This window comes from Acinetobacter yuyunsongii (assembly GCF_041021915.1).
In the GTDB taxonomy this organism is placed as follows: Bacteria; Pseudomonadota; Gammaproteobacteria; order Pseudomonadales; family Moraxellaceae; genus Acinetobacter.
Genome location: NZ_CP157436.1, coordinates 105079 through 117162, shown reverse-complemented (window position 1 = coordinate 117162; position 12084 = coordinate 105079). Strand labels below are relative to the sequence as shown.

11 protein-coding genes are annotated in these 12084 nt (G+C 33.3%); 10 read left to right on the top strand and 1 reads right to left on the bottom strand.

Annotation, left to right across the window (positions count from 1 at the left end; all coding sequences use genetic code 11):
- The 10 genes from ABLB98_RS14790 to ABLB98_RS14745 all read left to right on the top strand — a co-directional run bounded on the left by ABLB98_RS14790 (window position 1) and on the right by ABLB98_RS14745 (window position 11596).
- The gene (locus ABLB98_RS14790) at window positions 1-1035 is read left to right on the top strand and encodes a hypothetical protein (RefSeq protein ID WP_209798083.1); all 1035 of its coding nucleotides are present in this window, start codon (window positions 1-3) and stop codon (window positions 1033-1035) included.
- 11 nt (window positions 1036-1046) lie between these two features.
- Entirely contained in the window at window positions 1047-1787 is a 741-nt protein-coding gene (locus ABLB98_RS14785; protein WP_061403669.1) for a hypothetical protein, read from the top strand.
- Between the two features lie 3 nt (window positions 1788-1790).
- Window positions 1791-2915 carry a hypothetical protein gene (locus ABLB98_RS14780; RefSeq protein ID WP_061403670.1) on the top strand — a complete coding sequence of 375 codons (1125 nt, stop codon included), beginning with the start codon at window positions 1791-1793 and terminating at the stop codon, window positions 2913-2915.
- Window positions 2916-2924: 9 nt separating this feature from the next.
- The gene (locus ABLB98_RS14775; protein WP_209798081.1) at window positions 2925-4061 is read left to right on the top strand and encodes a hypothetical protein; all 1137 of its coding nucleotides are present in this window, start codon (window positions 2925-2927) and stop codon (window positions 4059-4061) included.
- Between the two features lie 106 nt (window positions 4062-4167).
- Entirely contained in the window at window positions 4168-7905 is a 3738-nt protein-coding gene (locus ABLB98_RS14770) for an LPD1 domain-containing protein (protein WP_240016423.1), read from the top strand.
- A 1-nt stretch (window position 7906) separates the two neighbouring features.
- Window positions 7907-8314 carry a hypothetical protein gene (locus ABLB98_RS14765; protein ID WP_227552798.1) on the top strand — a complete coding sequence of 136 codons (408 nt, stop codon included), beginning with the start codon at window positions 7907-7909 and terminating at the stop codon, window positions 8312-8314.
- Window positions 8315-8369: 55 nt separating this feature from the next.
- Complete coding sequence (locus ABLB98_RS14760) at window positions 8370-9041, top strand: hypothetical protein (RefSeq protein ID WP_318342569.1); 672 nt, start codon at window positions 8370-8372, stop codon at window positions 9039-9041.
- On the top strand, window positions 9035-9565 hold the full coding sequence (locus ABLB98_RS14755) for a hypothetical protein (protein ID WP_348883435.1): 531 nt from the start codon (window positions 9035-9037) through the stop codon (window positions 9563-9565). The genes ABLB98_RS14760 and ABLB98_RS14755 overlap by 7 nt, the downstream gene beginning before the upstream one ends.
- Entirely contained in the window at window positions 9558-10061 is a 504-nt protein-coding gene (locus ABLB98_RS14750; protein ID WP_061403675.1) for a hypothetical protein, read from the top strand. Before ABLB98_RS14755 ends, ABLB98_RS14750 begins: the two co-directional genes overlap by 8 nt.
- Window positions 10058-11596: a hypothetical protein gene (locus tag ABLB98_RS14745; protein WP_240016386.1), complete on the top strand. Its 1539-nt coding sequence runs from the start codon at window positions 10058-10060 to the stop codon at window positions 11594-11596. Before ABLB98_RS14750 ends, ABLB98_RS14745 begins: the two co-directional genes overlap by 4 nt.
- Here ABLB98_RS14745 and ABLB98_RS14740 read toward each other — a convergent pair.
- Entirely contained in the window at window positions 11593-12069 is a 477-nt protein-coding gene (locus ABLB98_RS14740) for a hypothetical protein (RefSeq protein WP_318342570.1), read from the bottom strand. The two genes, ABLB98_RS14745 and ABLB98_RS14740, sit on opposite strands and share 4 nt — an antisense overlap.
- Window positions 12070-12084: the final 15 nt, after the last annotated feature.

The window sequence follows — 12084 nt, the reverse complement described above, 5'->3', positions numbered from 1 at the left end:
ATGAAAAAAGCCTCTACTTTTAAACGTAAAGAACTTGTTACCAAGATTTCTTCTAGTAATCACGGATTACAATTAAGAAGTCTGGTTATAGGTGTATGTTTTGGTTTAGCAACTGCTACATCAATCTCATCAATTGCATCGAATACTGGTCTAAACTCGCTTGGATCTACTCAAAGTAATGTCGAGTCAATTAATCAGCAGTCCTCAACAGTGGGAAATAGTTATACAAATACCGTTACTTCAAATATCCCAACTATTACCTCCTCCCCTTTCGTTGCTGACGATAACTCCGCAGCTGCACAGTCTGCAATCAATACAGCAGCGGTTGGATGTGGTGATGCTAATACGCAAGGTAGTATTGCTTGGACACAACAAGAAGTAATTAAGAATCGTCAAATTCTTAATACTGCTCCAGTAGACATTGATGCTCTATTTAATGGTAGCTCAGGAGGTTCTTCAGGATCTAGCTGTTTCTCTGATATTACGAAAATGATAGACCTTTCAATTGCTATTCCAGATTTCAGTGGTATGAAAGCAGCTGCGATTGCAGCACTAAGAGCTTACGCTACACGTAAAGTTTGTACGATGGTAAATGAAGCAACTAAAAAAGCTCTTGAGCCTTTAAACAACGCAATTGACATCATTAATAAAAACGGAACTATTGATCTAAATGGTGCGGTTCAAGGGGCTGTAACTGGAGGTTTAGGTAAGATTGATCCAGAATTAGCGGACATCTATAAAACTCAAGCTCCGACTGGTCAATCAGTAAATGTTTTCCCAACAGAAACAACGCAATTTAATACTGATTTAAAGAATGTTCAAAATTCAGTGAATAACTCTATTGGCGGTATGACCAACCCAACTGGAACGAATACAACTGGTGGATCAAATGGTAATACATGGAGTAATGCTACTAACCCTACCGCTACTGCAAGTACAGGTAACTTAGCTGCTAGTACTCAAGGAAATCAGACACAGAATAATACTAGCTCAGGTAGTAAATCTTCTATCTTTGATTCCATATTCGGAAATTAAGGAGGCAATGAATGATTATAAATCGTAATCTACTTTTATTGTCCTTGCTTTCCATTTCTTCGCACAGCTTCGCTGTGCAGGCTGAGAATAGTTATAACCTGCTTACTCAGCAGGTTAAAGGTGCTTACAGTGTTTTAACACAGCAAAAAGCAATTGGATCACAACAACAAGCAGAATCAGCAAAGAATGCGCATCAAGCCCTTGCTACGGCAATTGGTGCAATTAATATGTCTGATCGCCTGTTAAAATTTATGGTTGATGATGCAGGTCGTCTAGGAAGTTCACAGACAACATCTTGTGTGGTTTTTGCCAATCAGCAAGCAGAGAAAATTAAGTTAGTTCAATCATCAATCTATGCAAGAGACATGGTTTCCAACTTTATGAAAGTGATGATGAGTAATTCATCTGAAGCTGAAGCGAACAGAATTGAAAGACATAAAAATTATTGCAGTATTGCAGAAGCTAACATGGGGATTTGTTCAATATTACCTAATGGTTTGCAAAGCGGTGATTCTAATTATTCACTGGTATTCAACCATAATAAATTGCAATCAGATACACATAAGGCTGCAACAGACTATATTGCGAATATTGTTGATAACCGCTATTCCGCACAAGATATTTGTTCAAATGCACAATGTATCAGTAAACAAATCGACTATATAACACGTACTTCGGGTAATAGTTTGTCGGCTTTTGTCTTAAGTAATCAAGTCTCTCAAAGACTTCCTTACAATGTTGGAGGTCAATAAAAAATGAAATCAATCAAATTACTAATTACAACTTCCCTTTTAGCCATTCCATTTTATGAAGCAAATGCAAATGCAAATCTTCAATATGAAGTTGTATCGCCTCAATTTCAGTCTCAAGTGCAAACATTAAGTGCGACCATGACAACCAATTTCGCTACTACACAAGCGAACTTGCTTTATGCCATTCAGGAAAATACTAGACAGATTTCTTCAGCAATTAGTGTAGCAGTTACTCAATCAAGTGCAGGTGCAACACAAGTAATTGATGCAAGAAAAAATGCAGCACAAGGCTTGGCAACAGCGATCCAAGCAATAGGTCAACAAGATAAGATTATTGATACTGTTCTAAGTTATGGATCAACGGGTCAAGGCTATAATACTTGTAAAGTTCTTGTTGGTAATGCAACACTAAGTAATGGTAAAAACGAATCGCAAAAGCTCGCTGCAAAAATGGTTAATAATACCAGTACGGGTACAGGGCGATTAGTACACGATATTAATCAAGTTAATAAAGAGACTATTCAACGTCATCGTGAACTTTTTTGTACAGCAGAAGAAGCTGCAAAAGGTTTATGTACTGTAAGTAAGCTTGCAGGTGGCGACACCAATGCAGCTTTACTATTCCAACCTGCCAAAACGAATAGTTTAGAAGCTGAGGCACGTAGAAGTTTACGTGGAAATATTTTAGGTGCTCCAGATGTAGCATTGAATAGCGTCAACGGGATGACACCTAGAGGTCAACAATACTTATTTGCTTTGAACCGCAAAACAGCTTTACAAGCCTTTCCTGCCTATTCTTTAGCATCAATTGATGCTGCTAATCTTCAAACGATAAAAAATGAAAATGGTGAGCTGCGATCACCTAACCAGATGATCGATGATGTCATAGGTCGATACTATGGCACGGAAGAAGCAAAGAAATGGCAGGCTACAATGATGAATCAAAGTACACGAGGATTATTGGTTGAGATGGCACGCCAGAAAGGTGCAAATATTTGGCTCTTAAATGAGGATTATGAACGTGGTCTTCGACTTGAGGGTAATCTTGCATCACTGCTTTTAATCAGCGCAGATGAAGCGAATAGTAAAACTAAGAAAAGCTATCAGTCTATTGCAGGCCGATCTTAGGAGAATAATATGAATCGTAAAACTGGATTCTTGGCACTTTGCTTATTTAGTACATCTGTAGCTGCATATTACTGTCCACCTTATATGACACCTACATTTTTAACTCAAATGAGTACAGGCTTTGCACAGCTCAAAGCAACATTCACTACAGGTTTAAATACATTAGATACATCTGTAAGTTCTGCATTGCAACTCGAACGAAGTATGATACTTGGGGCAATTGGAGTTCAAACTCAACAAGAAGCTGTAAATGCTTCTAATATTGCACATGCAGATATGGAAATTGCACGTACAACAGCGAGTGCAATTGGGGCAATGAAACAATCAGACAGAATTAAAGATACAGCTCTCAATTATGGAGCAGCTGGTCAAGGTTACAACCCATGTCTAGTATTGAATGAACGTAGAACTATCACTGAGACACAGGAAAAGGATAAAGAAATAAGAGCTGATATGGTTTTCCAGAACGTTACAGCAGGAACAGGAAAGTTTGCAAATCCCATAAAGGCACAAGATGAAGCTTTGAAGCTTCACCACGATTATTTCTGCACATCCGAACAAGCAGCAGCAGGTCTCTGTTTGAGTGTAGGTGAAATGCAAGGAGCAAATTTACAAGCCTCTACGCTATTTGAGTATTCATCATCTACAGATAAATACGCTATGGCTAAAACCAGTTTTATTAATAATATGGTTGGTCTTCCAGATGCACCATTAAGTGCAACAGCAGCTAAAACTCCTAGAGGTCAGGAATATTTGCGTCAAAAATTTGAAAAAGATGCTGTAATTTCACCTGCGCTTAACTCTCTTATGGCTATTCAGTCAGAATTTACGGCTACACCAAATGGAACTGAGTCTGGTCAACCCGTAAAACCTTTAAGACAACAATATCGTGAGCAAGTAGATCGTTATCTTGGTCATGGTGAGGAATATAAGAACTGGAATCGAAGTTTAGTGGGACAGACTGAACGTGGAGTTTTAGTTGAAATTCTTAAAGAGGGAGCTTTGGAGCTTGCAATAATGGGTAATAAACATGCGCAAAATGAACGTATCGAATCTATGCTTGCTTCTTTAGTATCACAAGAAAATAAGAAAGTTAATTCTTTGACCAATAAAAATCTAGCAGGTTCAGCAACAGCTCCAAAGTAAACTTTAGAAATCTTTCATTTATGAAAGATATTTGAGGGTGGTTGAACCAGATTGAGATTTTGAAAAACTTTCATAAATGAAAGTTTTTCATATTGAGGATTGTAAAATGAAATGGTTAAACTTGGAAAATTACGGTCTAAATGTTGGTTTTAGACACCCGACAAAAAATCGTGACAAACTTGCTATTGTCTCAATAAATGATATTAAAAGATTGAATCATTTTTTTGATCTAGACCAATTTCAATTACACATGGAATCCATAGGTTTTAATCGTGTTAATTCTGAGAATTCTTATCCTAAATTTGTAAAAGCAGACAATAAAATTCAACCATCATTATTTAGAAAATTTCTAAATATAGATAACTCTAATATTGTTGAAATGCCTGAAAGTAATGCGATAGCTAGATTGAAAATTGATAAGGATCAGTGGCTAAGCTTTTCAAAAAGTCAAAATACACAAAAAGAATTCTGGTTTGTTGATTCAAAGGTTTATGCAGAGAAGTTCAAACTTGAAAGCTTTGCAGACATTGAAAAACAATTTAATGAGTTTAATAAAAATAAGGATGAACGATTCATAGATTTATCTTTTGAAAACCCGTTGCCAATAGATACATTAAAAAAATATGGATACGATAGTAAGATTTTTGGAGTTATCACATCTGATAAATCAATGCTAATGAACTTAGGATTTCCTGAATCTGCATTTAAAAAAGCAGATTTATCTTTTGTTCTGCCTGTAAGTGTTATGGAGAATAAGACGTTATTAGCTATATCAAATATAAAAGAAACACCTGAAATATTAGAGTATTCAGCGGATTCATGGCAGGAAGCAATAAAGGTACAAAATGCTTTGCCTGAAATTGCGAAGATAACGCAGAATTTAAAAAATTTTATTGAAAGTCCTGATGAGGAATTCATAGATTCACTTCTGTTGGAAATTAAGAAATTTCACGAAAAAGACTATGTGGATGTGTTATCTCATCAATTTAAAGCTGAACTAGCGGATGTAGGGATAAACAATAGCAACCAGAAGTTAGAAACTCTTATAGCATACATTCATAAAATTGATATTTATAACGAGTTAGACTCGAACAAATTAGAATTAATAAAAAAACAGCAGCAAAATTTTGAAAATATTGAACACAGTAAGACAACGGATGTTGTCATAGAAACAATAGAGAAAGGGAAGAACAGGACTGCCGATAGAATTGAAGATTATGGCGAAAATGTTTTTGGTGCACGAAAGCACTTTTACGAAAATAGAGATTCAACATTACTTGAGATAGAAAAAGATAGAAATCATTCTTTTGAAATATTAGTTGATAAATATAAAAAAAGCTCATTGTGGAACTTCAAAAAAGAGACATTGCCTCAGTTGGAGGATAAATCGAATGAATTATTCTTTTTTGCACAATCAATTTACAATATGATCCCAAATAAATTGAGTATGGCTAAAATTGATAAAAATAAACCTGAAATTTTCATTCAAAGATTAAAAGACTATTCAAAGTTTGTTGGACATTTTAAGGAAATTATTCAAGCAGGTATTGATTTACATGACCGCTACCCATTATCAGCTATGACTAACATGCTTGTAAACTATAAGAATGTTATAGATAAAGTAGCTTCAAATCCACAACAGTTTTACTTTGATGATCTAGATCCTGAGTCGCCAGAATTTAATGATTCATCTCGGTCTAACATCCGAGAGTTCATTAAAGGAGTAAATAGAAAATCCTCAAACTTATCAAAAACAATGTCTTTTCTTGAAGACGTAAAAGTCGGTTCAATAAAAGTTATGGTGAATACCATAAATGAGGATACTTCTGAAATAGATGAGATCTACTTTAGAAGATATGTTGAAACTGGAGGAGAGATTAATCATACAAATCAACTTTCAAAATATGAAATACCTCCTCATGCTAAATTGGAAAATGCTTTTTATACATTCGAGAAAGTTACAGGCCAAGATGGGTTTTTTCAAATTATAAGGAATGGGAGTGGTTTCAAAGATCAAATCCAGAAAGTTATAGAAAAGCTTAATTTAAGTCTAGAAATTCAAAAAAATATAACACCTGAAAAAGAGATTTCATATTTTAGAGCAAGTTATGATCCAAATTATAAGGATCTAGAATTAAATGACTTAGAAAATAAATCGGATAATGTCATTTCAGAAAGCAGTATAAAAATCACTGAAAGATTTGATTTAGAGTATAAAAAGCAAATCAAGCAAGATCAACCAGAACGTCTAGATCTTAGGTATCCTCAGATTCTCCAGAATTTGACACACGAAACATCAACTGACTATAGAAATAGTGAGGATGTTACAGTCGATGACTTTGGTAGGAATTTCGCATTTCGAGCTGTGCAATTTGGTAATTGGGTTACACAAAATGAAAGACAGGAACTACTAAACATTACTTATGATGGCTTAAGTGAGCTAAAAAATGTATTGAACTTGACTGACTCTGATATTTCATTTAATGGTGAATTGGCAATAGCATTCGGTGCAAGAGGTAGAGCAGGCAGAGGTGCAGCAGCAGCGCATTATGAGCCTTATAGTCAAATATTTAATTTAACAAAAGTACGTGGAGCAGGTTCAGTATCACATGAATGGTTTCACTCATTAGATCACTATGCTGCGAGGGTTTTAGAGGAACAAACGAAAAAGTTAGTTTACAAAAGTGGTAGTTTTAATGCTGTAGAGAAAAATTATTATTTGAGTGAACTCATGGCAGATGTTGATTATGAAAGTTCAAAATATATTATTGATTCAAACCCAATACTTAAGTCCTTTTATAATTTGCAAAAAAAATTGAATGGCAAAATGGAAGCTGATGAAATATTCACTAAAGAGGGTATAAATCTAATTAAAGTACGTTCTGAGGAAGTGATTGAAAACTCATTACAGAGATTAATAATAAAAAAAGACCAATTAATTAATGCTGTTAGAGAAATTGGCAAAGATGATGCTGCTCAATTTCTGAATAAAACGATGAGTGAGATTGTTGATAGTCTTTATAGACTTAAAACAATAGAATTGGATCAACATTATAAAAATCCCTTATTTATACCTGATCTTCGTTTGCATCAGTCTAATACTGCTAGTATGTATCGTGCTATTGGAGCTGCATTGAGAAAAGACAATATCTCTTTTGGAAGATATACGTTATCAAATCCGATAACTGAGGAAAGTAATCGGTTATTGAGAGCTAAAAATGAAGTTGGACAGGAGAGTATAGCCTCTACTAGAGAATTATACAGTCATCTCAGATTACACAGAAATGTAAAAGGACTTGAAAATGAAATACATGCTGTTGCTTTTCAAATAATTCAAAGCCAGATTTTACCCTTAGCAATTAGTGAACTTATACGGCATTCAGATCCTCAATATAATAAAATGAAAGAAAGATCACTGCGTATCTTGATTGATAGAGCAGAGGCATTTTTCAAAATTAACTCATCAAAAAATAATAATGATCTTTCATTAGATGCGATGTTTAATAAGAATAATTTCGCAAGTAAAGCTCGGTTACTCGATGTTACAGCTAATGCTTACTGGTCAAGAACCTGTGAGAAGTTTGCACGATGTGGAGAAGCATTGGTTACGGATCTCTTTAAAGAAAAGGGTGTAAGTGTGGGTTATATCGTTCAATGTATGGAAGATCCCAAAACGAATGGTGAAAGATCTGGTATTACACCCTCTGGCCAAGATAGGGTAGAGATATTGCAAAGTTACAAAGAGACCATGCAAAGTTTGCGTGAGTATGTTTTTAAACCAAAACATTCTGCTAAAAACACTCTTGAGGTGAACGCAGAGTTAGAAAATTCTGTGAGAGTATGATATGGAACTAAATAATACAAATTTTCAATTGAAGACAGTTTTACTCAGCTATTGTCGAATGCAAAGTGAAAAATTGAAATATAAATATATGGATGGTTATGTAGATCCAGAGAGCTGTGCAACTTATCTATATCCTGTAGTTTGTTTTCTTACAGAATCGGAGTTTATGTATTACTACAGCCGTAACAAAGATCATGATTCAGAGATACTTTTTGAATATGAAGAAAATAAAGATTTGTCATTATTTAAGCCGATTAAAGTAACACCGACTACTGCACTAAAATCCATATCATTTAGTATGATAGCCCCATTTTTCTATTTTTGGCTAAAGATGTTAGTTGAGCGATATTTTGACAAACTTGAACTCATTTATATACATTTTCCCAAAGAACAAATTTTTAAAAATTGACACTTTAAAATTTTTAAAATACTCTTAATGTATCTCCGTAGCAATGAGTCTGGCCATGAATACAACAATACGAAATACTTATGACATTGGCTCTGAACTTTTTGGTTTAAAGGTTCGTCAGGTAGCAAATTTGCCCAAAGAAAAAACTCAAGATTTCATAACGGAATTGTTGGACTCATATCCAAAATCTGATGGGCAGGGGTATGTTTCTAAAGAGAAATCAAAAAGAGGTTATTCGATAGAAGAAGTAGACAATAAAGTCATCATCACTTCATTTATCCATGTAGATCGAGAAGACTGGTATGAAATCGTTTGTGGGTTTGATTTCATCGAAAATCAAGTTTACATGTCTTTGATGACGGAGAGTAATTCAGAGATATTTAAGATTGGTGATGGAACTGAATCTTTTTCAACAAAAACAGTGTCTATAAATGAGTTTATGAAAGTGGGGGAGCAGGGTGAGCCGTCTAAATTTGAAACGCTCATAGGTTCACTAACTATTGCACTTTTCCCTGAGTCGCTGTTTGAAGCGTACTCATTGAAAGACGTTCTCCATTTCGGCATTCTTTTTTCAAAGTCTTATTATGAAGCAGATCAAAGTATAAATCTGACTATTAGGAATGTTCTAAGAGATCACCTTTCGGCTAATAATCCTCAAGACCACATTCTTGATCTGGAAACAAAAGCACATTTAATTAATGCTCCGTTTATGGCACTTAGATGGTAAACAAACAGTCAATAAAAATTATTGACCTGATTGCAAAAAATTATAGTCAAGGTCTGTCTCCAGATGAGTATTCTTTATTTAAGGCTGTAAATAAAAGTTCAGGTAGGCCAGTACATTTTGACTACTATGGTTTTTTTGAAAACCGTAAGATTTGTCTACTAAGTGAAGTTGATGAAGAAATTGAGATCACAGGAAAATCAAAGATAAAATTGTATTTTCGCAAAGAAACACTTCAAGTAGACTACTTGGATGCAATCACTGAAGAAGTGAAGTTGATGCCAATTTCAAAGATACTTTTATTGGAAAATACTCTTTTTTCTAAATTATTGAGTCCAGTTGGAGACTTCAAGTTTAGTATAGAGTTTGAAGTAAAAGGGCAATTTATTGAATATGGATTTATTCATATCCTAAAAGTTATACAATTACTTATAGAGAAAAATTTACCATTCTCTAAGTTATGTGACTTTTTGGATTCAGGAAAATTTAAACTGCAATTATTAGCAAATGGAGCTGACAATGTTTGAAGCCATTCAAAGTGATTCTGCAATTGAATCTTTGATAAAAGCTGAGGATTTCGTGCTTGTACGTGGAATAAATTCTACAGAGCTAATTGGTCAAGTTTCATTCGATAAAACTTGTATCTATCTTTCAATGGTAGATACCGAATTGAGCCGTATACTCATTAACTCAAAACTGTTGATTTCACGCATAGGTTCACTGAAAGAAATTATCGAAAAATTTCCAATCACTTTTTTTCATACAAAAAAGTTTATTGAATGCTCCACTGATGAAAAGGTAATAAAATATTCTTCAGATAGCTTATTTATAATTAAAGCTATGTACCATTCAATTGTACAAAATAATTCTTTGGAACAAGGCGAGAATAAAAATGCTATTGAGAAAAACTTAAAAGAAGCTGTAACGAAAGCAATTGAAGAAGAAGTTTTTATTTCAGATATGCACTTCTCATTGTCAGAATATATTTTTAAAAGACCTACTACTGACATGGAATATAAATGATAAAATATTATTGCTTTGAAGATTTACTGCTGACTGAAAATGATAATGAATTTGTAGGTTACTTAAATCTTTATTGCAATAAAGACAATGAGATTAAGCATTTAGATTTAAATAGTGGTTTAGATAGTAAATATATCCTTAATAAGTTTCAGCATATTTTACAGAATGGTTATGCTTCAATATTTTTTAAATATTCATTCTTTAATCAAGACTATACTAGGATTTGGGGAATTCACCACGTAATATTATGTCTTTATCTACATGAACAATGTTCTAAATACGGCACATATTTATGCAAAATTGATAATAAAAATCCAGAAATCGTTTTACCATTTTGGTATAAAAACAACTCTCAATTTCAGTTGGGTGACTTTGGTTTTGTATTGGAAAATTGCCAGATAGATCCAGAGACTACAGATCCTTTTTTTACATCTTGTGATGAAATTGTTTCAAATCTAAAGGACATTTGGAAGAACTATTCCAGTGAAGAATTTGATCATCCTTTTTTTAGGAACTTATTTTTCATTCTTATCCTATCTTCTAGTGGTAACTATTCAAATTGTTTTAAAACCGATCTTTTAAATACAAAATTCCATATTTCAAACATACTTGAATCTGCAATAGCAAATTTCTCTAATTTTTTAATTTGTTTTGATAATTTGATCTGTGAACTAGGTTTTACTAATACTAAACAGATTAATAAGGTTGAAGTTAATCTGGTTGACGATGTTGGAGAATTAACTGAAGCTGAATTCTCTGAACTAGCGTTTGAAATAACAAACTGGATTGAGTCAAATGGTAGAGTCAATACAGTCAAAATATCAGGAGAGGGCATATCTCTAAAACAGGATCAGGAACAAACTATTCATGAACCAGTAAACACTGAGATTCAACTTGATACCACTATTCTCATCAATCAGAATCTATGTGATTTTAGTTTTGATGATTTTAAAAAATTGTTTAGAGAAACCTGTATTCACTATGCAGAACAATTTTTTAAAATTGAGAAAACTTTACCCTTGCAAGGATTTTACATTAACTTTTTGGAATATATCGATGCCAACTTATTAAAGCAAAAAAGTAAAATCGAGGCTGTGCAGCTTAATTATTTAAAGTATGAACTCTTATTTTCTATGGCTTATATTTTTTCAAAAAATTATGTATATAAATTTTTGAGTGATAATTATCTGACACTTATCAATAATTCGGTTGCCTACTCAAAAGAATTAATTTCTTTAATTAATACAAAAATAAAATCTGTAATTATATTTTTGAAAAATAAGTATGAAAGTGCATATTCGGTAAGTCCAGAAGCATTCCAAAACTTTTCAACATTCCAAATAGTTTATTATTATTTGAGATTTTATTCAGAGTTTATTGTTGAAGTAAATATTGGTTTTTTTATTGATTTTGATAAATTGATGATTGAACAAAAATATAAAAACGAGCTTGAAAGAATTTCAAAACTTGATTTAAGTTTTTTTTATTATTTGACGGAGAACTCTCCCCGTCAAATATATTTGATTAAAAATTAGAAGAATGATCCAAAACCTTGTTCTTGATTGTTGGAATTTTCTTTTGTTACTTCATTCGAGCGTTGCTGCGAAAGTTGTTCTTTGGCCTTAATTTGCTCAATAATCTCTTTTTGCATTGGGTTGATTACGGGAGTTGCGGATTTTGTTATTTCATTTGAGCCATTTTCAAATTGGTAATTTGGCATAGACATTGTTCTTACCAATTCTTCTGCTTTTCTATAGTAGCTACTGGTGAAGAAGTTATTCGCTACTTCACTTAAAACAACTGAGTTTAACTTTGGATTGTCTAAAATGAGCGATTGGATATTATTGATTCCTAATCGGTTAAAGATGTTTCCTAAAGATTTTCGGTGGTCATTAACTTCTGGAATTTCAAGTTTAGCCGTCTTGTGCAAATTGTTTAAAAGCGGACTTGGTGAGAGTAGTCCAGTAAAGGGAATAACTTTACTGCATTTAATATCTGTTGTATCCATTGTAACCTCCATGCC